We start from the raw sequence: 24,833 nt of genomic DNA on the forward strand, positions 1-24,833 counted from the left end.
TGTATATTTTTAAACTAGTTCTATAAGAAAGCCATGAAAAATTTTTATGTAATTGAAGGTGAACATACCAACCCTAACGAGATTGAAACAATATTAAAGAACACTAAAAAGAAACATGGTCCTTTTGAAGAGCAAGAAGCTACTCAAATTGCCAAAGGATTAATTCAAAAAAATATAGATGATTTTTATCATCGAGCATGGGTAGTCAAAAACTAGCTCTGTAAAGATGAAAAAACTAGACTTATCCTCAAAATATTAATTAGTAATCTAATAGAAATAATTTTTAAATTATTCCAAATAATTTTTGAAATTCAATTTTAGTACATTTGTTAGCAATGTAGTAAATTTTATTTTTTGTGGCAATTTCTTTAGCCTTATTATTTTCAATATTAAGTTGTAGCCACAAAACATGTGCTCCAATTTCTTTAGTTTGATTAGCTATATCTTCAGCCTCCTCACTTGGTCTAAAAACGTCTACTATGTCTACTTTTTCTTTTATATCCAAAAGTGTTCCATAAACTATTTCTCCATGTATTGTGTCATTTATACATGTTGGGTTTACAGGAATAACTTTATAGCCAGATTTTTGTAAAAATCTCATTACTATATTTGAATCTTTTTCTTTTTTTTTACTAGCCCCAACTAAAGCTATTACTCTTGAGCTAATGAATAATTCTTTAATTTTATCGTCTATTATTTGTTTTTCCATTTAGGTTTTCTTTTTTCTAGAAATGCAGATATTCCTTCTTTTGCATCCATTGCCATCATATTTACTGTCATCATTTTACTTGTGTATGCGTATGCTTTTCTTAATGGCATTTCTAACTGTTTATAAAAAGTTTGTTTACCAATTTTAATTGTTAAGTTAGATTTTGAGGCAATTTGTTTGGCTAATTTTATAACCTCACTATTTAGTTTGGATTTAGAAAAATGATCATTAATTAAACCAATTTCTTTTGCATAGTTTGCTTTGATTGGATCTCCAGTTAAAAGCATTTTCATCATTCTTTTTCTATTAACTTTTCGACTAACAGCTACCATCGGAGTACTACAAAAAAGACCTATGTTCACCCCTGGTGTTGCAAATATCGCATCATTACTGCTATAAGCTAAATCACAACTTGCAACTAACTGACAACCTGCTGCGAAAGCTGCACCATGAACTTTAGCAATAACTGGCTTCTTACCTTCAACAATTTGAAGCATCAATTTAGAGCAAAGGTTAAATAATTTTTGATATTTAGCTCTTTTTTTTAATCTACTTACTTCTTTTAAATTATGTCCTGCACTAAAACCTTTTCCTTCACCTTCGATAATTATTACTTTAACGTTTTTATCATTATCTAATTTTTCGAAAGCCTTAATTAAGTCCCCTAAATTTTTAAATGAAAGTGCATTATATGTTTTTGCTTCACTAATAATAATTGTAGCAATATCTTTGTTTAAAAATTTAACTTTTATATTACTTAAGTTTTCCATCTTCTCTCATTTTAGCTCTAATTTTTGTAGCTGAGATTTTTTGTATTTCTTCAGAAAGAACAACTTCTTCAATCTTGTAACCCACTCCTCTACCGTAACAAATATTGGTAATATTAGGCACTACCGTTATTTTAAATCTTCCTTCAAATTCTGGATTTAATTTATCTTCTATATTTTTTTTAACAGTTTCAAAATCAAAAGGATTATCATCAACGCCCTGAACATCCCTAATTTGAATACAAACTTGACCTGTTTTTTTTACTATTTCTTGAAATAAAGCGTAATGCCCATCGTGAAATGGCTGCCATCTGCCTAGCATTTGTGCTGTAGGTTTCTTATTATCCCATTCGTAAGCCATTATTTAATCTCCTTTGCTATTATTGGTGCCCATTTTTTAGCATCTTGTGTTGTAACATGAAAGTCAAACTTATCAGGTTTTACAAACATCTTATTAGTGTCATCAAATCTTCCTTCTTTAATGGTGTCTACCCAAATCATATAATCAGCTGGAAACAATTCTCTTGCTTCTGGTGTTGGGCAAATAAAATCAGCCACAACGTAGTTACCGTCTTCTTTTAATTTTTTTGCAAAATCTGCCATTCTCATTGCTTGTCTTTTTCTACCTCCTTCAGAAAAATCCCAATCATTCGCTTCTTTCCTAACTTCATCGGCATTAAGTCTTTTTGCTTTTAACATTGGAGCTAGTTCATTAGCTAAAGTTGTTTTGCCAGATCCTGGAAGGCCCATTATTAATATTATTTTCATAGTGTTTTTAACTTTCTGCACATATGGGTTAATCAATAAATAAGTTTATTATTACAAGAATTATTATAATTAAGCTATTAAATTTGACGCAACCCATTTATGAAATTGATGAGTTGGATTATCCATTATTGATGAAAAATTTCCACCATTGTATACTGGTGAATTTCTACCTTCTTGCATACCCTCTATGGCTTTTATATCTTCTGACATAACTTCTTTCCAAAATTCTGCATTTTTTTTTCTCATCTTAGTAAATTCAAATCCATTTGCACTATCATCACCAACATAATACATCATTAAATGTTCTTTAGTTTCACTAATAGACTTAGGTTCTAACCAAAAAATATAAAAGTGATCTATATGAAGACCAATCATTACGTTTGGAAATAAAGCAATATATTCAGCTTTTTTAGATAACTCCTTAGGCCAATTTGGAAAATTATTGAAACTTTGATTTTCTTTTACTGGTTGCTCATATTTATTTGTACCTTGGCCAGCAAATCTATTAGGTAAGCCTTGGATGTGATAATGGTCACTAATATTTGAAACTTTATTTAATTCTGGGTGAATCCAGGGCAAATGATAGCTTTCACAATAATTCTCTATTGCAAACTTCCAATTACATTTGACATCAAGACTAAAATAACCATGATCTTTTGAGTGTTTAAGTAACTTTTGATCTTCCTTAGATATAAATTTTGACCATCTTTCTTCAAGTGGTTTAATATACTCATCAAACTCTAATTCATTATCATTTATATTAATAAAGATTATATCCATCCAAACTTTGGTTCTAACTTCCTTCAGATTGCTTTTTGATTTATCAAATTTATCTGTTTCATGGATATTCATGCCTCCTATATGAGGTGTTGCAACTAACTTTCCATCAAAATCGTAAGACCAGGAGTGATATGAGCATCTTAAGACATTTTTCAAAGTACAAGGCTCATCTAAAAGCTTGAAGCCTCTATGACTACAGACATTGTGAAATACCCTTATTTTTTTCTCTTTGTCTCTTAGAATAATAAGAGGGATGCCTAGTAAATTATAAGGTCGAGCATCTCCTACATTTGGCACAGAGCTTCCAACACCAATTACTATCCATTTATCCCTGAAAATCCTCTCTCTTTCGATCGTTAGATAGTTAGAGCTAGTATAACACTCGTTTGGCAGACCATGAGCTTCCTCAATGGGCTTCCCAACTACTCTAATTTTCTCCAAATCTAAGATTTTTGAAAGTTCAAGATTTTTAAGATTTTCAGACATTAAAAAAAATTATCACCAGCACAACTTTTGGCAACAAATATTTTTATCCACACGATGAATTTCTTTGACAGTATTTACAAAAAAGATAATCATCAGAGAAAATGAATTTTTCACTTGAGGTCGGACCTCTTACAGATCTTGATACACTGCCTCCCGTTAAGGATGTTTATATAACCATGCTTCCAGGAGGAGATTATAAAGAGACAGCTAACCAATCGGGTGAGTTAGTTAAAAAAGGGTTTAATCCAGTTCCGCACTTTCCAGCAAGATCAATTACTGATGACGCTCAACTTAAAGATTACCTTGCAAGATGTAAAGATGTGGGCGCTAAACAAGCATTGGTTATTGGAGGAAGTAGAGAGCCAATTGGAAAATTTGATAGTTCAATTCAAATTTTGGAGACAGGATTTTTTGATGGAATTAAAATAGGAATAGCAGGACATCCAGAGGGAAGTCAGGATATTTCTGATAAAGAATTAGAAAAGGCTATGATAGATAAAAAACCTTACGCCGACTATATAGTAACTCAGTGGTTATTAGAGAGTCAACCTATCGTAGATTTCATTTCTAAGCAGTCAGTACCAGTGCATGTGGGAATTACTGGGCCAATGAAAATAACTAGCTTAATCAAGTTTGCTAATATTGTCGGGGCGAAAAATTCCATAAATTTTCTTAAGTCTAATTTTAGTAAGGCATTAGATTTATTGAAACCTAAAGACCCTAATGAATTAATTGGGAAAGTGAAAGAGTTTACTGGCAACTTCCACATTTATACATTCGGCGGCTTGAAGGAAACTAACAAGTGGTTGAAGGAGAACGGTTATGTCTAATGAATTTGACTATACTAAACTAAATCATGCTACTTCAGTTGATCAATCAGATCGTGAAGTACCATACAACTTAAGACAAAGTGGGCCTACAAAAGTTGAGATGTTAATTTCAACAAGAGTAAGAAAGTCTCCATACTGGCATCTATCAATGGAAGCTGGTTGTTGGAGAGCAACTGTTTACAATCGTATTTATCACCCAAGAGGTTACGTAAAACCTGAAGACGGTGGAGCTATGGTTGAGTATGAAGCAATTAAGAATCACGTTACGATGTGGAACGTTGCTGTTGAAAGACAAATTAGAGTTAAAGGTCCTGATGCAGAAAAGTTTACTGACTACGTTATAACTAGAGATGCAACTAAAATCTCACCTATGAGAGCAAGATATGTAATTCTATGTAATGCTTATGGTGGTGTTTTAAATGATCCTATTCTTCTTAGAATTTCAAAAGATGAATTTTGGTTCTCATTATCAGATTCTGATATTGGAATGTACCTTCAGGGTGTTAATGCTGATGGAAGATTTAATTGTACTGTTGAAGAAATTGATGTTTGTCCAGTGCAAATTCAAGGTCCTAAATCAAAAGCTCTAATGAAAGACCTTTGTGGAGATCAAGTGGATTTTGATAATATGCCTTTCTATGGATTGGCTGAAGTTAAAGTTGGAGGCAGAAGTTGTGTGATTTCACAATCTGGTTTCTCCGGTGAAGCTGGATATGAAATCTACTTAAGAGAAGCAACTAAATATGCTGACGATATGTGGAATGCTGTTCTTGCTGCAGGTAAAAAACATAGCCTAATGGTTATCGCTCCTGCTCACCATAGAAGAATTCAAGCTGGAATTCTTTCTTGGGGACAAGACATGGATCAACAACATAATCCCTTCCAGTGTAACCTTGGTTACCAAGTGTCACTATCTGGTAAAGGTGAGTGGAATAAAAAAGCTGACTACGTTGGTAAAACTGCGTTAGAGAAAATGGGTGCAGAGTTGAAAGATGGAAAAAAATCTTACAAACTTCAGTTGGTAGGTCTTGAGTTGGGTGGAAAACCAATTGAAGAATATGCTCCTGATTTTTGGCTAGTGTCACCTGAGAATGGTGGTGACCCTGTAGGATTTATTACATCACCTTGGTATCACCCTGAAAAGGGTCAAAATATAGCAATGGGATATGTGCCATTTGATGGAACATTAAATGCTAATGGTTTTCCTAAAGGTAAAGTTGGAACTAAGTACAAAGTTCACTTACCTGCTAAATATTCTGACACACCAGGAACACCTGTTGATGCAGTTGTAGTGGATATTCCATTTACAGAGTCATTTAATGCAAACACAAGAGAAGTCGTTAAAGGATAAGATAATTTTTTGGGGGAGGTTATAATTCTCCCCTATAAATAATGACAAAATCATTCCTAATCGTAATTTGCATAATAATAGTAATTGCTTTAATACTCTTTCCACTGTTTGTTTCTTACAAAGCACAGAAGAATAAAAAAAAAAATAAATAATGTTTGGTCAGTTTTTAAATATAATTGTTAGGTCTATTAAATTAGACAAAACCCTTTATAAAGATAATAAAAACTTTGGTGAAGCTGCAATATATTTTGCAATCATAATTATTTTAATAACTGCAATCATTGGTCTAATACCAGGCTCAATCTTTTTAAAATTTATGGGTGGGATTTTTGGTTCAAGTAATATTCAAGGGCCCTCAATAAGATCCGTTATAATTAGTACAATTATTGTGTGGATAATAAAAACTGCTTATTTATATTTTGTAGGAGTTGTTCTTTTTCCTAGCAAAGGAACAAAATGTAATTATAGAAAAATACTAGTAACTGTTGGCTTTGCAAGTGCTCCTTTAATGCTTAACGCTTTTATTGTTGATGTTAGACTTTTATATTTTATGTTTATTCCATATATTTGGTACAACGTATCACTTATAATTGGAATTAATCATGTCTTAAAATTTGAAAATTATTTCAAATCATCATTAGTTGTTTTAGGTCCAATTATTATTTTGTTTTTATTTTTTATTAGCCAATTATTAGGTAATAACTCATCTACAATAAGCTAAATTGGAAATATAGTTTTTGAAAGTTTACAAGAATTGCAGGTTTTAAATCCTGTTAAAATTAAATTGTGAGAAACGCTTTCGTCTTCTTTTTTACATTCTTCACAAAAATTATCTATTTCTTCAAATTTTTCACATACTTTAATTTTTTTATCTTTTTTCATATTTTTTTGATCCTGCTTTTTTTACAAAATAAAGACCTACTAGTACTGCTAGCAATGAAATTATAACCTTATCAGTAATTGATTCATCTAAAAATATATAACTTAAACAAATACCAAAAATAGGTATTAAGTAAGAGACTTGCGACTGAAATATTAATCCATTATTTTTTAAAATTTTAAATCTAAGAAGCCAAGCTAATCCAGTTGATACAAAACCCAGGTAAATAACTGAAACACTTGATTCTACTGATGGTATTGTAATCCAAGGTTTTTCAATAAAAGAAACTAATGGTACCAAAATTATTATAGCCCAAATTAATATTGACCCTGTTACATTTTCATTTTTTTTTTCACTAATTTTAAGTGTTAAAACACCCCCAACCACATAGCAAGTTGATCCAAGTAAAATTAACAAAGCAGAGATAAAATTATTGTCATTAATTAAAAAATTGTCTGAAAACAAATAAACAATTCCTGAAAACCCAATTAATATTCCAAATGTTTTAGTAAAATTAAATTTTTCATTTTTAGTAAAAAAATGACCCAATACTGTTGAGCTTAAAGGTGTTGTTGACATTAATATTGCTGCTAAATTACTTTGTACTGATTTAACACCGTAAGCTATTAGAAAAAAAGGTAATACTAAATTTACAAATCCTATTATTGCAAACCAATACCAATCTTTTGAAAATGCCTCTATTTTAATCTTTTTAAAAAAACATAATAATAAAACTGGAATAGACCCAAAAAAAACTCTTAAGAAAGCAATTGTAATAGGGCCAAAAGATTCTGTTGCAATTTTAATATTAAAAAAAGCTGAAGCCCATATTAAAGCTAAAATTACCAATAAAGTATAATCAATTAGCCTAGGTTGTCTCATTCAATTATATCTTTAACTTTTCCATTTGTAATTTTTTGAATATTACTAAAGTTTATTTTAAATATGCAGTTTTGGTGCCCTGCAGCTGCAAACAGTTCTTTAAATCTTTCTAGAGAATTGTCTATAATTATTTCAAAGTTATTTAAATGACCAATGGGTGATACACCCCCTATTGTATATCCAGTTTGGGTTTTAACTTCTTCTGCAGATGCCATTGAGATATCTTTTTCATTTTTTATCTTTTTTAGTTTATTTAATGAACATCTCTTGTCGCCCGCTATTAAACACAACGTAAAACCATCCTTTACTTTAAATAGCAAACTTTTGACGATTGCACCCACATTACAATCTAAAGCTGTAGCAGCCTCTTGTGCTGTTCTTGCTGAATTTTCTAGAACAATAACTTCTAAGGATTGGTCAAAATCCTTAAGAAATCTTTCAGCTCTTTTAACGGGCTCTTTATCTAATAAGCTCATATTTCAACTAACAATTGATTGCTAATTTAACAAATAATGTTGTAATTCATATGTAAAAAACGCATAGGTGATATTTATTATTCAAGCAATATTATTAAGAAAACATTTGTTATTAATTGATTACAAAATTTAAAAAAGGAGAACTTATGACTGCCAGCAACATATTAAAATTCATGAAAGAAAAAGAAGTTGAATTTGTTGATTTAAGATTTACTGACCCAAGAGGAAAACTTCAGCATTTAACGATGGATCACACTATTGTTGATGAAGAAATGATAAACGAAGGTGTATTTTTTGATGGTTCATCTATTGCTGGTTGGAAGGCAATTAATGAGTCTGATATGATCTTAAAACCAGATACTTCAAGACTTGTTATGGATCCTTTTACCTCACACAATACATTAATTCTTTTTTGTGACATTCTAGATGCTGTTAAAAGATCTCCTTACGAAAGAGACCCAAGAGGTACAGCAAAAAAAGCTGAAGAATATCTAAAAAAATCTGGTATTGGTGATAAAGCTTTTTTTGGTCCTGAACCTGAATTTTTTGTATTTGATGATGTTAGAATTAATAATGATCCCAACAACACTGGTTTTAAAATAGATAGTAAAGAAGGTCCTTATAATTCTGGGACAGAGTATGCAAATGGAAATATGGGTCATAGACCTCCCGTAAAAGGTGGTTACTTTCCAGTTCCTCCAGTTGATAGTGAACAAGACATGAGGGGTGAATACTTAAAAAGTTTAAAAGAAGTAGGTATTAAAGTTGAGAAACATCACCATGAAGTAGCACCAAGTCAACATGAATTAGGCATGTACTTTGGAACACTTGTTGATCAAGCTGATAATGTTCAGCTGTATAAATATGTAGTTCAAATGGTTACACATTCATTTGGAAAAACTGCAACTTTTATGCCAAAACCAATTGCAGGAGATAATGGTTCAGGTATGCACATTCATCAATCAATTTGGAAAAAAGATAAACCAGTTTTTTCTGGTGATGCTTATGCCGGGTTATCTGAAACGGCACTTCACTATATTGGTGGTATTTTAAAACATGCAAAAGCAATTAATGCTTTTTCAAATGCAACAACAAATAGTTACAAAAGATTAATCCCAGGATTTGAAGCACCTGTTTTACTTGCTTACTCTGCAAGAAATAGATCTGCTTCTTGCCGTATACCAATTTCATTAAGTAAAAATGGTGCTAGATGTGAGATAAGATTTCCTGATGCCTCAGGAAACCCATACTTAACTTTTGCTGCTATGCTTATGGCTGGTTTAGATGGAATTAAAAATAAAATACACCCAGGTGAATCTTTTGATGAAGATCTTTATGATTTACCTCCAGAAGAAGTTAAAAATATACCAACTGTTTGTGGCTCTCTAAGAGAGGCAATGGAAAGTTTGGATAAGGATAGAGATTTTTTAACTGAAGGTGGTGTGTTTACTGATGATCAAATTGATGCTTACATCGCATTAAAATTTGAAGAGATACATAGATTTGAACATGCACCTCATCCTGTTGAATTTGAGATGTATTACAGTAGCTAAGACTAATTACTGTCTAGTTGTTGCGATTGTATCTTTGTTAATTCCTTTTTTAACAACATAATCCTGTGTGCCGTTTGCACCAGTGTTTACTTCTTTTCGAAGAGTCTTAAAGAAAGTTCTTTCTTTCAGTGACTTTTCTAAAGATTTAACAAGATTTTTAAATTCGAATTTGTTCATACCTATTTAATACCCTAGATATGTGATATTTGCAATACTGATATGCGTTAAAGTAATATTAAACTTTAAATGATTCACCACAACCACAACGCTCAGATTCATTGGGGTTATTGAATACAAATGATGATGAAAATTCCTCTTTTTTATAGTCCATTTCAGTACCTAATAAGTACATAACAGCTGCAGCATCAACAAAAACCTTAACACCTTTGTCTTCAATTATTTCATCTGATGGATTAATTTCTTTTGCATATTCCATTACATAAGACATGCCGGCACAACCACCAGACTTAACTGCAACCCTAACACCAACTGAATTCGACTCAACTCCAGACATAATTTCTTTAATACGAATTGCTGCATTATCACTTAATTTAATTATAGGATTCATTATAGATTTAACTCCAATTTAGCAGCTTCTGACATCATTGATTTTTCCCAAGGAGGTTCAAAAACTAAATCTAGATCAACTTCTTTAATGCCTTCTACTTGCATTGCACTATCTTTAACTTCCTGAGGTAAACTTTCTGCAACAGGACAATTTGGTGTAGTCAAGGTCATTATAATCTTAGCTTTAGACTCATTTACTTTAACATCATAAATTAAACCTAATTCATAAATATTAACCGGTATCTCTGGGTCATAAATTTTTCTAATTTCAGCTATTACTTGCTCTCTTAAATCCATAATTTAATCTAATCTTTCAGTATTAATTTCTTCTTGAGTATTGTCAATTGCAGAAACTAAAGTATGCCATGATAAAGTAGCACATTTAACTCTCATTGGATATTTTTTTACTCCAGATAAGCACATTAATTTAGTTTTTTCATCCTCTTTTAAATTTTCTGAATTTAATTTAGGATTTTCTTTTATCATTCCTAAAAAATCTTTAACAATTTCTTTAGCTTCATGTTCATTCTTACCTTTAATTAAGTCTGTCATAATTGAAGCTGACGCCATTGAGATAGCACAACCACTACCTTCAAAAGAAATATCTTCTACTATTTTTTGTCCATTAAGTTTTAAATAAACATGTACATTGTCACCACATAAAGGATTATGTCCTTTAGCGTCTTTATTGAAATCATCAGTCTTACCAAGGTTTCTCGGATTTTTACCATGCTCTAGTATTATTTCTTGATATAATTCTTTTAAGTTCATTTTTGATTAAAAATTTTTTTACAATTATTTATTGCATCATTAAGTTTATCTAAATCTTCTCTCGTATTATAAATTCCAACAGATGCTCGAGAGCTTGCAGGTATATTTAATTTATCATGTAGGATTTGACAGCAATGATGGCCCGCTCTAATTGCGACTCCATCTTCATCTAAGATAGTTGCTACATCATGTGGGTGAATACTCTCAATAGTAAAAGATAAAACTCCACCTTTATTTTTAGGATTACCAATTAATTTAACTGAGTTATTTTTTTGTAATAGTTTCTGCCCATATTCAACTAAGTCAGCTTCATGTTTCACCACATTATCTATACCAATTCTTTCTAAAAATTTAATAGACTGATCAAATGCAATCACTTGAGCTGTAGCCATAGTTCCTGCTTCAAATTTATTGGGTAAATCACCATAAGAAATTCTATCTTTTTTAACTTCATTGATCATTCCACCGCCACCTTGATATGGTGGCAATTCTTCTAGCCATTTTTTTTTACCATATAAAATTCCTAAACCAGTTGGGCCATACATTTTGTGACAAGAAATTGCGTAAAAATCACAATCAAGATCTTGCATATCTAATCTTAAATGAGGAGCACCCTGACAACCATCAACTACAACAATTATTCCTTTTGAATGAGCAAGCTCTGTTATTTCTTTAATTGGCAAAATAGCACCAGTAACATTTGATAAATGTGTAATTGAAATTACTTTTGTTCTAGAGGTAATTTTTTTTTCTATCTCTTCTAATGTAACTTCACCATCATCATTGATTTCAGCAAAATTAATTTTTATATTTTTTGATTTTCTTAAAAAATGCCAAGGTACATAATTAGAATGGTGTTCCAATTCAGTAATGAGCACTTCATCACCTTCTTGTAAATAATTTTGACCCAATGTATTAGCAACTAAATTAAGTGCTTCTGTTGCACCTTTAGTAAAAACAATTTCATTTTTATCCTTGGCATTAATAAACTTTTGAACTGAAGTTCTTGTGTTCTCATATAAATTTGTAGCAGCAACCGCAAGATAATGAACACTTCTCCCTACATTAGAAAATTCTTTAGTATAAAATTCATTAATTCTATCTATTACAACTTTTGGTTTTTGAGAAGAATTTGCACTATCAAGATAAACTAAATCATTATTTTGAATTTTTTCGTCAAAAATAGGGAACTCTTTTTTTATCGTATCTATATTCATTCTTTAACTCCAATCATATTTTTTATCAAATTTTTAATTTCAGAATCTGTTATTTTTTCTATTACATCTAGCAAAAATCCATTGATTAAAAGTTCTCTTGATTGCTGATAATTTAATCCTCTGGACATTAAATAAAATATTGAGTCCTCATTTAAACTCCCTGATGAAGATCCATGTGAGCATTTTACATCATCTGCATAAATTTCTAATTCTGGTTTTGCGTTAAATTCAGATGCTTCATTTAATAGAATTGCTTTACTTAGTTGATAACCATCTGTTTTCTGTGCTTTAGAATTAACAAATATTTTACCTTGATATACAGCTTTAGAACTATCATCTAAAACACTTTTTACTAATTGATAACTTTTAGTATTTTCTGTTAAGTGATTTATAGTTGTTCTAATTTCATGATGCCTATCCTTAGACAGTGAAAAAATACCATTTATAAATGCTGAAGAATATTTTCCTTTTAAATTACAATTAATTTCATTTTTACAAAAATTTGATCCTGAAGATAAAATAAATGTTTCTGAAACACTATTTTTTTCTTGCTCGATATTATTAAAAGAATATTTAATATTTTTATTTTCAAACTTATCTATTTTATAATTTTTTAAAACTGCGTTTTCTTTTAAATCAAAGCTATAAAAAATATTTAAAAAATTCTTTTCAGAAGTATCGTTAAATAAGTCAATTAGTCTTAAAGAACTATCTTTATCTAGTTCAAAATCTAATCTTAAATTTATATTTTTGGACCAAATTTTAGAGTTAGTTGTGTGATAAATAATAAGTGGTTTTGCTAATTGATAACCTCTTTTTACCAGTATTTTAAAAGATTTGTTGGTAAAGGCATTATTTAAATCAGATAAAGAATTATTATTATTAAATTTATTAATAGTTTCAGATTGATCAATTATTTCTATTTGGTCTTTTTTTTCATAATCAAAATCAATTTTTTCAATTCTGCCATTTATAAAGACTATTTTGTTATGCTCTAGTCCATCAACGAATACAGAAGTATCAACTTTGCTAGTAGACGTGTAATCACTATAAAAACTTAGTGTCCCAATATTTTTTTTTATTATTTGATTAAGATCAGAGAATTTCCAATCTTCTTCTCTTCTGTTTGGAAATCCTTTATTAATAAAATTATCTAAATAAAATTTTTTTATTTCAATATCTTTTTGAGATAAACTTAAATTTTCAATAATATTGTCAAAATCTTTTTGTAATTGCTCTTTCATTTAGTGAAAATTTTCATACCCCTTTTTTTCTAATTCTAAGGCTAAGTCTGCACCTCCAGATTTAACAATTTTTCCATCCATCAAAACATGAACAAAATCAGGTTTGATATAATCTAATAAACGTTGATAATGCGTAATTATTAAAAATGAATTTTTGTTGTCTCTTAAAGTATTCACACCATCAGCAACAATTTTTAAAGCATCAATATCTAATCCTGAATCTGTTTCATCTAAAATAGATAATTTTGGAGCTAATAACGACATTTGTAAAATTTCATTTTTCTTTTTTTCTCCACCTGAAAAACCAACATTTAATTGTCTATTTAGTTTTTCTTCATCAAATTTAAGTTCTTTCGCTTTTTCTTTTACTAATTTCAAAAACTCGATAGCATCAAGCTCTTTTTCACCTCTTGCTTTCCTCACCGCATTTAACGATGTCTTTAAAAATATATTTGTATTAACTCCTGGTATCTCTAACGGATATTGAAAAGCTAAGAATATACCTTTATGTGCTCTTTCTTCTGTTTCAAGTTCAAATAAATCCTTTTCCTCAAAAAGTATTTCTCCTGAGACTTCATAGCCTTTTTTTCCTGATAAAATATTTGATAATGTGCTTTTACCAGATCCATTTGGGCCCATTATAGCATGAACCTCTCCAGGATTTATATTAAGAGAAAATTCTTTTAAAATTTCTTTGTTGTCAATTTTTGCATTTAATTTATTTATTTTTAACATTATCCAACGCTTCCTTCTAAACTGATACCAACAAGTTTTTGAGCTTCAACTGCAAATTCCATCGGTAGTTGTTGTAATACCTCTTTACAAAATCCATTCACTATTAATCCAACTGCTTCTTCTTGACTCAAACCTCTTTGTTGACAATAATGAAGTTGTTCTTCACTTATTTTTGAAGTTGTTGCCTCATGTGCAATATTTGACTTTGAGTTTTTATTTTTAATATAAGGAACTGTGTGTGCTCCACATTTATTACCCATTAATAAAGAGTCGCATTGTGTATAATTGTTAGAATTTGATGCTTTAGAGGAAATATCAACAAGGCCTCTGTAAGTCATATCTGAAAATCCTGCGCTTATTCCTTTTGAAATAATTTTACTCTTAGTATTTTTACCTAAATGGATCATTTTTGTGCCCGTATCAGCTTTTTGATGATTATTTGTAATTGCAATTGAATAGAACTCTCCAACTGAGTTGTCTCCTTTTAAGATGCAACTTGGATATTTCCAAGTAATAGCAGATCCTGTTTCTACTTGTGTCCATGAAATTTTAGAATTTTTACCTTTGCACAAACCTCGTTTAGTAACAAAATTATATATTCCACCTTTTCCATCTTTATCTCCTGGATACCAATTTTGAACAGTCGAATATTTTATTTCAGCATCGTCTAGTGCTATCAACTCTACATTAGCAGCGTGCAATTGATTTTCGTCTCTCATTGGAGCTGTACAACCTTCTAAATAACTTACATAACTTTCTTTATCTGCAACAATTAAGGTTCTTTCAAACTGACCTGTATTTGAGGCATTAATTCTAAAGTAAGTAGATAATTCCATCGGACATCTTACGCCTTCGGGTATATATGCAAATGAACCATCGGTAAAAACAGCAGAATTAAGAGTTGCAAAAAAGTGATCGGTTGTAGGAATTACAGATCCAAGATATTTCTTAACTAGTTCAGGATGATTTTGAATAGCCTCTGATATAGGACAAAAGATAATTCCTAGCTTAGACAGTTCTTCTCTAAAAGTTGTGGCAACTGAGACTGAGTCAAATACTGCATCAACTGCAATACCATTTAATCTTGCTTGTTCTTGAAGTGGTATCCCAAGTTTTTTATATGTTTCTAAAAGTTTTGGATCTAATTCATCTAAACTTTTAGGTTTATCATCCATACTTTTTGGTGCTGAATAATAATATAAATCTTGATAATCAATTTTTGGATACTTAGGTTTTTGCCAATCTGGTTCTTTTAATTGTTTAAATCTTTCAAATGCTTTTAATCTAAAATCAAGCATCCATTTAGGTTCTTTTTTAATATTTGAAATAAATTTAATTACTTCTTCATTTAAGCCTTTGGGTGCTGTTATACTTTCAATGTCAGTTGAAAATCCATACTTATAATCTTTTAATTTTTCTATTTCTTTTTCTCTAGCGTCCATTTAAATTTCTACTTTCTGATGAGTTGCTTATAAGATCTTTTAAATTTTTTTGTTCAAAGAAATGATTAATATGAACTTCAAGTTCGTCCCATAAATTATGAGTGATACATTTTGTAGTCTTGCTATTGCATCCTTTTTTCGACTCCTTCTTGCATTGAACAGTTTTAACTTCTTCATCTACAGCATTAAGTATATTTGCTAATTTAATCTCTTCTGGTTCTTTGCTTAAGATATAGCCTCCATTAGTTCCTCTAATGCTTTTTACGATATTATATTTTTTTAACTTAGAAAAAATTTGCTCTAAAAAATTCAAAGAAATTCCTTGTCTTAACGATATATCTCTTAAAGATACTGGATTAACACTATTGAATTTAGCAAGGTCAGCTAAAGCCATTACTGCATATCTACCTTTTGACGTTAATTTCATATTTACCCTTATTTAAGAAGGCTTTTTATACAAACTTGACTAAATTAGTCAAGTATACAATATAAAAAAAAGATAACATATTGTCGCTTAGTTATGATAAGTGTATTTTTTTTTGAGAATAATTATCAATATCATTTATGGATAGCAAAATAGTAGAAGTTTTTATACCTGGCCCTGCTGGAAGATTAGAGGCTAAATATTATAAGAGTAACAAAACAACCTCTCCAATAGCATTAGTACTTCAACCTCATCCTCAATATGGTGGGACAATGAATAATAAAGTAGTTGTTAATACATTTCATTCATTTATGAATAATGAATTTTCTGTATGTAGAGTTAACTTTAGAGGTGTTGGAAAAAGTGATGGTGAATTTGATAATGGTCAAGGTGAACTTGCAGATGCTGCCGCAGCATTAGATTGGCTTGAAAGAGAAAACTTTGATAACTCACAATGTTGGGTTTCTGGATTTTCTTTTGGATCTCTAATAGCAATGCAATTATTAATGAGAAGACCTGAAATTAATAGATTTATTTCAATATCACCACAGCCAAATGTATACGATTTTTCATTTTTATCTCCCTGTCCAACATCAGGTCTAATGATTTATGGAAAAAAAGATGAGCTTGTGCCTCTAGAACATATTATAGATTTAAACAAAAAACTGAGTGCCCAAAAAGGTATTAAAGTTGACTTTCAATCAATAAATGATGCAAATCATTTCTTTACTAATAAAGAAAATGTTTTGACAGAAAGTTTAGATAAATATATTAAAAAAGAGTCTGCTTTATTTTAAAAATTCTCTACTATTACTCCGCCAATAGTTGGCTTCTTACAGTCAGTGGTACTTGGATAAGAAATTGGTAAACTTAAATAAGATCTAATTGCAAGATAAGCAAAAGCTTGAGACTCTATAAAATCTCCATCAATACCATACCCATCAATCAATACCAGTTCTTTAACATTTAAATTTTTTTTTAATATATCAATTAAAAGTTTATTTTTTCTACCTCCACCACAAACTAAACATGTAGCATTAGATAAAATTTCCATTTTAGGAGCATAACATTTCAACATAAAGTTTATCAAACCTGATCCAATTAATTTTGCAGTAAAGTGGGTTAAAGTAGCTGCACCATCTTCTAAAGAAAGTCCTCTTACAAATGAAATATCAAAATCTTTTACATCAAGAGATTTGTTTTTTGTACTGCCCAAATATAAAAAATTTTCTACCGCTTGGTTAAAAATTAATTCATTTACTTTTCCTGATTTGGCTATTAATCCATCTTTGTCATATCTATATTTTGAATTTTTTCTTATCCATTCATCAATCAAACAATTACCTGGACCAATATCTTCAGCAAATAATTTATTATCTTTATTATCATCTGTTAAATCTGAGGGATAAACTCTTGAAATACTTGTTGCATTAGAAATGCCACCAATATTAAGAACTACCACCGGCCACCATTCTAAATTAATATTTCTAACTAAATTTTGATGAAAAATTGGAGTTAATGGGGCACCTTGACCTCCATTTTTTAGATCATTTTGTCTAAAATTATAAACTACTTTTTTTTTGGTTAGTTGAGATAAAAGTTTTCCATCACCCAATTGAACAGAAATTTTTTCTTCTGCGTTATGAAATATTGTTTGGCCATGAAATCCTACTATATCTATCTCAAATTTAGGATGTGATTGAATCATTTCGTTTACGATTTTTGCATGAAATAAGGTAATTTTTTTTTCAATTGAATTAAGATCTTCAAAAAGATTTTTAAGATCTTTGGAATTGGATATTTTATCCCTTAAATTGGTTAATTTTTGATAAAGATCTTTGTCGTATTCAAAATATTGGTTTTTAATGCTTGTGATTATACCTGTGTTACCATCAGAAAAAACTGTTGAGGCATCTACCCCATCCATTGAAGTACCGCTCATCAAGCCTAATGCTGTATAATTTTTTTTCATTCTTATTTTTTTTTATAAAAATTTGTATATTGTAGAAGCATATACTTATGAATAATTTTTTAAAAGAATTTAAAGATAGAGGATTATTCTATCAATGTACTGGAGAAGAAGATTTATCTAAATTACTAGAAAAAGAAAAAATCAATAGTTATATTGGTTTCGATTGTACAGCTGAAAGCCTTCATGTTGGGAGCTTACTTCAAATAATGTGTTTAAGACTATTACAAAAACATGGGCATAGACCTATAGTATTATTAGGTGGTGGTACTACTAGAATTGGTGATCCTTCAGGTAAAGATAAAACAAGAACAATATTAAGTGAAGATGAAATAGAAAGAAATATTAAAAATATAGAAAAAATACTTAAAATTTTTTTAGATATTAAAGATCCTAAAACTAAACCAATTTTTGTTAATAATTATTCGTGGCTTAAAAATTTAAATTATATTTCTTTTTTAAGAGATATTGGAAAGCACTTTACAATAAATAAAATGTTAAGTTTTGATAGTGTCAAAACTAGATTAGAAAGAGAACAGTCATTAAGCTACATGGAGTTTAATTATATGATTCTACAGGCTTATGATTTTTTAGAATTAAATAAAAAAGAAAATTGCATTTTACAAATAGGTGGTTCTGATCAATGGGGTAATATTGTTAATGGTGTTGACTTAATAAAAAGATACTCAAACAAACAGGCTTATGGTTTAACAACACCATTAATAACTTTGGCATCTGGAGCTAAAATGGGGAAAACTGAATCTGGGGCTGTTTGGTTGGATAAGAAATTTTTGTCTCCTTATGATTATTGGCAATTTTGGAGAAATATAGATGATAGAGATGTTGTAAAATTTCTTAAAACATTTACCGATATAAGTATTGGTGAAATTGAAGAAATCAAAAATAATAATATTAATGATTTAAAAATTTTACTAGCTAATAAAACAACAGAAATGTTGCATGGTAAGCAAGAAGCTGAAAATAGTAAAGAAACAGCAAAACAAACTTTTGCTGATAATTCATTGGGAAATAATTTACCTTCTATTTCAATAGCTGAAAAAGAATTAAAAAATAAAATAACTATTATAGATTTAATAATCCTGTCTAAATTAGAAAATTCAAAAAGTGAGATCAGAAGATTGATAAAAGGCAATGGGATTAAAATGAATAATAATGTTATATTGGATGAAAAATTAATAGTTACTAAAAATTTATTTCAAGAAAATTTAATTAAACTATCTTTGGGTAAAAAAAGGCACATTAAAGTTAAATTAACTTAATTCTTTTTTATATTTTCTAATGTTCTTGTAATAAATCTAGGTGTTAAAGTTTTAATTGGATTTACTGTAGTTGATAAATTTTTTGGTGGTCCCTTAATCTTGAAACTAACTCCAAAAACACCCTCGCCCACTTTATCTCCAATCAATAGATCACCTAAAAAAGGTATTGAGGCAATAGACCTATTTATAGTAGTAGCAGGAACTAAGGTTCCACGTAAGCTAACTAATTTTTTATCCTGTATATATCCATCCATTAAAATAGAGACAGCTGGTCCAATAGCATACATTTCATCAATTTTAGTAAGATTTTGTTGGTTTGAAAATTTCATTTCAAAATCTGTAAACCTTATTCCTTCACCTGTTAAAATATCAGCTATCCCCTGAAGCGAGGCTAAACTTAATAATTTTGCAAAAATAGGTATCTCTTTAACTTTAAAATCATCAATAACTAATATCGAATTAGAGATATTATTTTTTTTAATTGAATTAAATTCTAAATATCCATCCTCAAAGCCTTTTATAAAATCATATCTTTTAATTAAGGGTTTTGGATAATCAGTAAATAACCTTGTAATTTTTTCTAGAGATTTATTGGTGTTAATTGTTAAGCTAATTTTTTTATTGTTGGGAAAAGTTGATTCTAATTTCAAGTCATCAATTTTATTATCTTTAAAATTTATATATCCTGATAAATCATTCAGATAATTAATTTCATCGATATAAGTTTTTTTAATCTTAATATAAACTTTAGTATTTAGTTTTTGAAAAATAGACGAACTTTCATCATCACTATTCATAATATTATTTATTATTTTTACAGCATCAAGGTTATCTCCATCTATAAAAAAATTAGAATTATCTTTTTTTAAGTTTAATTTGTTAACAATATTTTTTTTATTTTTATAATCAATGTTAACAGAGGTTATATTGTTAATTTTAAAAGCTGGGCTAAGCTTTAAATTTTCGATTAAAATTTTATTTTTATTTTCCTTCAGAGCAATAGACTTAAATTTAATTGAGCCATTTTTGTTTAAATTTCCATTGACTGAAATCATCGAATTAACTCCCTCTTTTTTCTCATAGTCTAGAAATTTTATAATTAAGGGATTGTGTTTTATATTTATTTTAGTGTTAAATATAAATTTATTTTTATCTTTAATAATTGCATAAGATAATTGCTCGATATTATCCACTAAAAGTATATCTCCATTTCCTTCAATATTTAATTGATCTTTTTTATAATCAATTTTAATTTTGTGATTTTTAAATTTTATTTCTTCCTTTGCATTTGGTATAAAAGATTTTAAATTTAAATATTTTTCTTTAAGCATTAATTGATCTAAATCAATAATAGTTTTAACTTTCAGATCTTTTAATTTAAATTTTTTGTTAATAGTAAATGAAAAATTATTTTTTGAACTTAATTCAACTTTTGTAATATCAAAACTGTTGAGCAAATTTCCAAAAATAAGTTCTAAATCTTTCTTTTCTAGTATTTGGCCTTTACTTAATACCGTTCCATCAACTAGATATAAATCTTTTTTTTTAATAATTTGAACATAAGGTGAATCAAATCTAATTTTATTAAATGATGTTTTTATTTTACTTAAAGAATATTTGTTACTATTTATATCAAAAGAAAAATTCAAATCTTTAACATTAAATTTATTTAATAAATTAAATTTTACATTTTTAATAAAGCCTTTGATTTGATAATTGTTTTTTATTTTTCCTTCATTATCAAAATTTATATTTAAATCTGCTGCTATAGAACCATCTTTAATTATTGTATTTAAGACAAATAACTCAGGTGTGTTGTAAATAGTTCTTGTGAAAAAAATTAAATCATCAATTTTTATTTCTTCTGTATAAATTTGTAAATTACTAATAGAAAATTGATTATTAATTAAGGATTTCAAGGATACGCTTGTTTTAATTAGATTTATATCAATCTCACTATTCTCTACTAATATGTGTGAATTTTTAGTAGAGACCTTAATACTAAAATTATATGGATTTAGTAAATAGGTTACATCACTTAAATCAATATCAATCTTTTGATTAATTTTTAAAATACTTTTCTTAATTTGACTATTAAATTTATCTGTTTTTATGCCGAAAATACTCAAGTAAATTATTCCTAGGATTATAATCAAGGCAATAGTTAATATAATTTTAATTATTCCTTTGATCATTCAACTTTATACAATGAACTTTCTAGAAAGTCGTCAATTTCTCCATCTAAAACCTTGTCAGGATTTGAACTTTCAAAACTTGTTCTATTATCTTTTACCATTCTATATGGGTGCAAAACATAAGACCGAATTTGGTGCCCCCAACCTATCTCTGATTTAGACGACTCTACAGTTTGATTTTCTTTTTCTCTCTTTTTAATTTCAAAGTCATAAAGTCTTGCTTTAAGCATATTCATACAAGTTTCTTTATTTTTATGTTGAGATCTTTCATTTTGACATTGTACAACAATCTTTGAGGGAATATGAGTAATTCTAACAGCACTATCTGTTGTATTGACATGTTGCCCTCCTGCTCCACTGGATCTGTAAGTGTCTATCCTTAAATCCTTTTCAATAATTTCAATATCAATATTTTCATCTACAACAGGATATATCCACACACTAGCAAAACTTGTATGTCTCCTTGCACCAGAATCAAATGGGGAAATTCGTACTAACCTGTGAATTCCAGATTCAGATTTTAACCATCCAAATACATATTCTCCTTGAATTTTTATTGTAGATGATTTTATTCCTGCCTCATCACTTCTATGTTCACTTATCAATTCTGATTTAAAATTTCTTATATCTGACCACTTTAAATACATTCTTCTTAGCATTTCTGCCCAATCCTGACTTTCTGTACCTCCGGCTCCAGCATGAATTTCAATATAACAATCAAGGCTATCGGTTTCATTTGATAGAAAACACTTTATTTCATTTTGTTTTGCTAATTTTTTTAATTCTTTAACATCTTCTAAAACTTCGGTAATTATTGATTGATTTTTTTCTTCTACAGCTAGATTATTTAATTCATTTAGATCAATAAGCGACCTAGATGAATTGTCATATGAATTTATTAAATCTTCATATAATTTTTTTTCCTTAATTATTTTTTGAGAAATGGATTTGTCTTGCCAGAAATCACTTTCTAAAATCTTATGATTATTTTTTTTTAACTTTTTATAAATATCATTTTTTTCAAAGATACTCCTTAACTCTTTGGTTTATTTTTTCTATTTCTAATTTGTGATTTATATATTCATTTTCCATTAATAGAATTTTAATATATTATTATTTTTTAATCTATTGTTAATGTTTAGATTTAACACATTATCTACTGGTAAATTTTTATAAGCCTCTATTATAGTGAATTTACTGCTGGTTTCTGCTTTTTTTCCTGTACTTGAGTCTATAACTCTCATTATAATATTATCAGCAACTTTAAATGGTCTTGCATCTTGTTTTTTAACTGCATTTCTCACAAAATTTTTAAAAATTGGTAGGGCTGTTTTAGCTCCCGTCTCATATCGTCCTAATGATTTTGGGTTATCCGAGCCAACATATACTCCTATTGCCAATTTTGATGTAAATCCAATAAACCAAGTATCTGTATTGCCATTTGTAGTTCCTGTTTTCCCAGCTAAATCTAGATTTAAGTCTTTTAGTTTTCTAGCTGTTCCATTTTGAACTGTACCTTCTAAGATTGATGTTATTTGATAGGCTGTTTCAGCAGAAAATATTTGTAAAAACTCATCCTCGATTTTTGGGTAATTCTCATTTAATAGAGATATTTGATCACAATTTACACATTTTCTTTTTTCATTATTCAATATTGTGTTTCCTTCACTGTCTTGAATTCGATCAATCATTATTGGTTTTACAAGTTTTCCACCATTAACAAATGAAGAGTAAGCTGAGGTTAGTTTTAATAAAGTTGTTTCCGCTGAACCCAGTGAAATTGACAAAAGTTCATCGGGGTTATCATAAATTCCAAGTTGTTTTGAAAAATTGACTATTTTTTTAAGCCCAAGGTCTTGTGCTATTCTGACTGTCATTAAATTTCTAGATTTTTCCAAACCCATTCTTAAAGTTGAAGGCCCATAGAATTTTTTTCCATAATTTTCTGGTTTCCACATTTTTAAATCAGATCCTTGTTCCAAAACAAGTGGTGCATCTAAAATTAAAGTTGAGGGTGTATACCCATTCTCAAGAGCAAGTGCGTATATAAATGGTTTAAAAGCAGAGCCAGGTTGTCGTTGTGCTTGAGTAGCTCTATTGAATTCACTTTTTTTAAAACTAAAACCACCACTCAAAGCCAATACTCTTCCAGTGAATGGGTCCATAACCACTATACCACCATTAACTTCCGGTAATTGCCTTAATGCAAATATATTATCATTTAGATTCTCTACATAAATCAAATCTCCAACTTTTAATACTTCGCTGAATTCTTTTTTAATCCAGGAAATATTTTCGTATTTAATGACCCCTTTTAAATTATTTTCTGTTTCGATTTCAATTAAAAATTTGTCAATTTTTTTTACTATAGCTAAGTTCCAATTTATTGATTTTTCTAATCTAAATTTATCTAATTTATTATTCCAATTATCAATTTTTTTAAAATTTAATAGGGGGCCACGCCAACCTTTTCTTTTATCATAACTAGTTAATCCTTCTCTTAATGATTTTATAGCAATTTTTTGCAAGTTTAAATTTATTGGTGTACTAATATTTAATCCTTGTTTATATACTTTGTTAAAACCAAGCTTATCAACAACATCTTTTCTGATATCTTCTACATAATAACTTGTATCTTCAGTAAAAGTTTTTTTTCTTTTTTTTAAATAGATTTGATCTTTAACAAATTTTTTATAATTTTTTTCATCTATGTATTTATTTTCAAAAAGATTTTTCAAAACAAGATCTCTTCTAAACTTTGCTAACTCAATATTCTTATAGGGATTATATCTGCTTGGAGCTTTTGGTAGTGCTGCTAACAAAGCAGCCTCACCATAATTTAATTCACTAATTGGTTTATCAAAATACTCAAGACTTGCTGACGCAACTCCATATGTTCCTTCACCCAGATAAATTTGATTAAGATATAATTCTAATATTCTCGCTTTTGAAAGTACTCTTTCAATTCTAAACGCTAAAATTGCCTCTTTTATTTTTCTATTCAAACTTACTTCATTTGTTAATAAAAAATTTTTAGCAACTTGTTGAGTTATTGTTGAGGCTCCTTCTAATCTTTTTGAGGATATAACATTGGATATATTATTTACTATAGCTCTTAAAACACCTCTTGCATCAACACCTGGATGTGAAAAAAAATTTTTATCTTCTGCTGACAAAAAGGAATTAATTACTTTTTCTGATATAGCATTATATGGAACAAAAATTCTTTTTTCTGTAGAAAAATCATTAACCAACTCACCATTACCTGAATAAACCTTACTTGATACAGCTGGTTTATAGTTCTTGAGAAATTTATAATCTGGTAAATTATTAGAAAAGGCCCATAAAACCGCTATTATAATAAATGCAGACAATAGACCAAAGCTTAAAATTAGTATAAATATATTTTTAATTATTTTGTGCATTTAAGTTTAATATATATATGAATTTGTTAAAGTTATGGCACTAGAATTAAAACAAAATTTAAAATTATTTAAATAAATGAAA

The 24,833-nt window shown here is 28.8% G+C and carries 28 protein-coding genes; 7 read left to right on the plus strand and 21 right to left on the minus strand.

What is annotated here, in order from left to right; all coding sequences use genetic code 11:
- Positions 1-33: 33 nt before the first annotated feature.
- On the plus strand, positions 34-216 hold the full coding sequence (locus ABXT56_RS04395) for a hypothetical protein (RefSeq protein WP_415299504.1): 183 nt from the start codon (positions 34-36) through the stop codon (positions 214-216).
- A gap of 67 nt (positions 217-283) precedes the next feature.
- Here ABXT56_RS04395 and ABXT56_RS04400 read toward each other — a convergent pair whose 3' ends face one another.
- From ABXT56_RS04400 to ABXT56_RS04420, 5 genes are all read right to left on the minus strand, one after another.
- Positions 284-709, minus strand: a complete 426-nt coding sequence (locus ABXT56_RS04400) for a CoA-binding protein (protein WP_415299505.1) — start codon at positions 707-709, stop codon at positions 284-286.
- Entirely contained in the window at positions 694-1,479 is a 786-nt protein-coding gene (locus tag ABXT56_RS04405; RefSeq protein WP_415299506.1) for an enoyl-CoA hydratase, read from the minus strand. The genes ABXT56_RS04400 and ABXT56_RS04405 overlap by 16 nt, the downstream gene beginning before the upstream one ends.
- Positions 1,463-1,837 (minus strand): cytidyltransferase, encoded by a 375-nt coding sequence (locus tag ABXT56_RS04410; protein WP_415299507.1) that lies wholly within the window; start codon positions 1,835-1,837, stop codon positions 1,463-1,465. Before ABXT56_RS04410 ends, ABXT56_RS04405 begins: the two co-directional genes overlap by 17 nt.
- Entirely contained in the window at positions 1,837-2,244 is a 408-nt protein-coding gene (locus ABXT56_RS04415; RefSeq protein WP_415299508.1) for an AAA family ATPase, read from the minus strand. Before ABXT56_RS04415 ends, ABXT56_RS04410 begins: the two co-directional genes overlap by 1 nt.
- Before the next feature lie 69 nt (positions 2,245-2,313).
- Positions 2,314-3,510 carry an aromatic ring-hydroxylating oxygenase subunit alpha gene (locus tag ABXT56_RS04420; RefSeq protein WP_415299509.1) on the minus strand — a complete coding sequence of 399 codons (1,197 nt, stop codon included), beginning with the start codon at positions 3,508-3,510 and terminating at the stop codon, positions 2,314-2,316.
- 101 nt (positions 3,511-3,611) lie between these two features.
- On the opposite strand from ABXT56_RS04420, the gene ABXT56_RS04425 reads away from it, so the two are divergent.
- The 3 genes from ABXT56_RS04425 (at position 3,612) to ABXT56_RS04435 (ending at position 6,412) form a co-directional block, all read left to right on the plus strand.
- Positions 3,612-4,340: a methylenetetrahydrofolate reductase gene (locus ABXT56_RS04425; RefSeq protein WP_415299510.1), complete on the plus strand. Its 729-nt coding sequence runs from the start codon at positions 3,612-3,614 to the stop codon at positions 4,338-4,340.
- On the plus strand, positions 4,333-5,691 hold the full coding sequence (locus tag ABXT56_RS04430) for a glycine cleavage T C-terminal barrel domain-containing protein (RefSeq protein ID WP_415299511.1): 1,359 nt from the start codon (positions 4,333-4,335) through the stop codon (positions 5,689-5,691). Before ABXT56_RS04425 ends, ABXT56_RS04430 begins: the two co-directional genes overlap by 8 nt.
- Before the next feature lie 151 nt (positions 5,692-5,842).
- On the plus strand, positions 5,843-6,412 hold the full coding sequence (locus tag ABXT56_RS04435; RefSeq protein ID WP_415299512.1) for a YIP1 family protein: 570 nt from the start codon (positions 5,843-5,845) through the stop codon (positions 6,410-6,412).
- On the opposite strand, the gene ABXT56_RS04440 is transcribed toward ABXT56_RS04435, so the two are convergent.
- The 3 genes from ABXT56_RS04440 to ABXT56_RS04450 are packed head-to-tail and all read right to left on the minus strand — an operon-like array spanning position 6,409 to position 7,929.
- A complete protein-coding gene (locus ABXT56_RS04440; RefSeq protein ID WP_415299513.1) occupies positions 6,409-6,573 on the minus strand; it encodes a hypothetical protein in 165 nt (54 codons plus the stop codon). The two genes, ABXT56_RS04435 and ABXT56_RS04440, sit on opposite strands and share 4 nt — an antisense overlap.
- A complete protein-coding gene (locus ABXT56_RS04445) occupies positions 6,560-7,453 on the minus strand; it encodes a DMT family transporter (protein WP_415299514.1) in 894 nt (297 codons plus the stop codon). The genes ABXT56_RS04440 and ABXT56_RS04445 overlap by 14 nt, the downstream gene beginning before the upstream one ends.
- Positions 7,450-7,929: a YbaK/EbsC family protein gene (locus tag ABXT56_RS04450; RefSeq protein WP_415299515.1), complete on the minus strand. Its 480-nt coding sequence runs from the start codon at positions 7,927-7,929 to the stop codon at positions 7,450-7,452. Before ABXT56_RS04450 ends, ABXT56_RS04445 begins: the two co-directional genes overlap by 4 nt.
- 146 nt (positions 7,930-8,075) lie before the next feature.
- Between ABXT56_RS04450 and glnA the strand changes: the two genes are divergently transcribed.
- Positions 8,076-9,482 carry a type I glutamate--ammonia ligase gene (gene glnA, locus ABXT56_RS04455; protein ID WP_415299516.1) on the plus strand — a complete coding sequence of 469 codons (1,407 nt, stop codon included), beginning with the start codon at positions 8,076-8,078 and terminating at the stop codon, positions 9,480-9,482.
- 6 nt (positions 9,483-9,488) lie between these two features.
- Here the strand turns inward: glnA and ABXT56_RS04460 are convergent, their stop codons facing one another.
- Genes ABXT56_RS04460 through ABXT56_RS04500 form a run of 9 tightly spaced genes read right to left on the minus strand, consistent with a single transcriptional unit; the run spans position 9,489 to position 15,885 of the window.
- Positions 9,489-9,659, minus strand: coding sequence for a hypothetical protein (locus ABXT56_RS04460; RefSeq protein ID WP_006997167.1), 171 nt, complete (start codon positions 9,657-9,659; stop codon positions 9,489-9,491).
- Positions 9,660-9,717: 58 nt separating this feature from the next.
- Entirely contained in the window at positions 9,718-10,050 is a 333-nt protein-coding gene (locus tag ABXT56_RS04465) for a HesB/IscA family protein (RefSeq protein ID WP_415299517.1), read from the minus strand.
- On the minus strand, positions 10,050-10,346 hold the full coding sequence (locus ABXT56_RS04470; RefSeq protein WP_415299518.1) for an iron-sulfur cluster assembly protein: 297 nt from the start codon (positions 10,344-10,346) through the stop codon (positions 10,050-10,052). Before ABXT56_RS04470 ends, ABXT56_RS04465 begins: the two co-directional genes overlap by 1 nt.
- Positions 10,347-10,349: 3 nt before the next feature.
- Positions 10,350-10,820, minus strand: coding sequence for a Fe-S cluster assembly sulfur transfer protein SufU (sufU, locus tag ABXT56_RS04475; RefSeq protein ID WP_415299519.1), 471 nt, complete (start codon positions 10,818-10,820; stop codon positions 10,350-10,352).
- Positions 10,817-12,037 carry an aminotransferase class V-fold PLP-dependent enzyme gene (locus ABXT56_RS04480; protein ID WP_415299520.1) on the minus strand — a complete coding sequence of 407 codons (1,221 nt, stop codon included), beginning with the start codon at positions 12,035-12,037 and terminating at the stop codon, positions 10,817-10,819. The genes sufU and ABXT56_RS04480 overlap by 4 nt, the downstream gene beginning before the upstream one ends.
- Complete coding sequence (sufD, locus tag ABXT56_RS04485; RefSeq protein ID WP_415299521.1) at positions 12,034-13,281, minus strand: Fe-S cluster assembly protein SufD; 1,248 nt, start codon at positions 13,279-13,281, stop codon at positions 12,034-12,036. The genes ABXT56_RS04480 and sufD overlap by 4 nt, the downstream gene beginning before the upstream one ends.
- Positions 13,282-14,016 (minus strand): Fe-S cluster assembly ATPase SufC, encoded by a 735-nt coding sequence (gene sufC / locus ABXT56_RS04490; RefSeq protein WP_415299522.1) that lies wholly within the window; start codon positions 14,014-14,016, stop codon positions 13,282-13,284.
- Positions 14,016-15,458 carry a Fe-S cluster assembly protein SufB gene (gene sufB, locus ABXT56_RS04495; RefSeq protein ID WP_415299523.1) on the minus strand — a complete coding sequence of 481 codons (1,443 nt, stop codon included), beginning with the start codon at positions 15,456-15,458 and terminating at the stop codon, positions 14,016-14,018. The genes sufC and sufB overlap by 1 nt, the downstream gene beginning before the upstream one ends.
- Positions 15,448-15,885, minus strand: coding sequence for an RrF2 family transcriptional regulator (locus ABXT56_RS04500; RefSeq protein WP_415299524.1), 438 nt, complete (start codon positions 15,883-15,885; stop codon positions 15,448-15,450). The genes sufB and ABXT56_RS04500 overlap by 11 nt, the downstream gene beginning before the upstream one ends.
- Positions 15,886-16,034: 149 nt before the next feature.
- On the opposite strand from ABXT56_RS04500, the gene ABXT56_RS04505 reads away from it, so the two are divergent.
- Positions 16,035-16,679, plus strand: coding sequence for an alpha/beta hydrolase (locus ABXT56_RS04505; protein ID WP_415301395.1), 645 nt, complete (start codon positions 16,035-16,037; stop codon positions 16,677-16,679).
- Here the strand turns inward: ABXT56_RS04505 and ABXT56_RS04510 are convergent.
- Positions 16,676-17,854, minus strand: a complete 1,179-nt coding sequence (locus tag ABXT56_RS04510) for an anhydro-N-acetylmuramic acid kinase (RefSeq protein WP_415299525.1) — start codon at positions 17,852-17,854, stop codon at positions 16,676-16,678. The two genes, ABXT56_RS04505 and ABXT56_RS04510, sit on opposite strands and share 4 nt — an antisense overlap.
- A gap of 47 nt (positions 17,855-17,901) precedes the next feature.
- On the opposite strand from ABXT56_RS04510, the gene tyrS reads away from it, so the two are divergent.
- Entirely contained in the window at positions 17,902-19,131 is a 1,230-nt protein-coding gene (gene tyrS / locus ABXT56_RS04515) for a tyrosine--tRNA ligase (protein ID WP_415299526.1), read from the plus strand.
- Here the strand turns inward: tyrS and ABXT56_RS04520 are convergent.
- The 3 genes from ABXT56_RS04520 to ABXT56_RS04530 form a co-directional block, all read right to left on the minus strand.
- Entirely contained in the window at positions 19,128-21,326 is a 2,199-nt protein-coding gene (locus tag ABXT56_RS04520) for a hypothetical protein (protein WP_415299527.1), read from the minus strand. The two genes, tyrS and ABXT56_RS04520, sit on opposite strands and share 4 nt — an antisense overlap.
- Positions 21,323-22,418 (minus strand): peptide chain release factor 2 gene (gene prfB / locus ABXT56_RS04525; RefSeq protein ID WP_415299528.1). Its coding sequence is split into 2 segments (ribosomal slippage): positions 21,323-22,363 and positions 22,365-22,418, totalling 1,095 coding nucleotides; the frame shifts between segments, so codons are not numbered across the junction. The genes ABXT56_RS04520 and prfB overlap by 4 nt, the downstream gene beginning before the upstream one ends.
- Positions 22,418-24,751: a penicillin-binding protein 1A gene (locus ABXT56_RS04530; RefSeq protein ID WP_415299529.1), complete on the minus strand. Its 2,334-nt coding sequence runs from the start codon at positions 24,749-24,751 to the stop codon at positions 22,418-22,420. Before ABXT56_RS04530 ends, prfB begins: the two co-directional genes overlap by 1 nt.
- Positions 24,752-24,833 lie beyond the last annotated feature (82 nt).

The sequence above is a fragment of the Candidatus Pelagibacter sp. Uisw_134_02 genome (genome assembly GCF_047720265.1).
In the GTDB taxonomy this organism is placed as follows: Bacteria; Pseudomonadota; Alphaproteobacteria; order Pelagibacterales; family Pelagibacteraceae; genus Pelagibacter.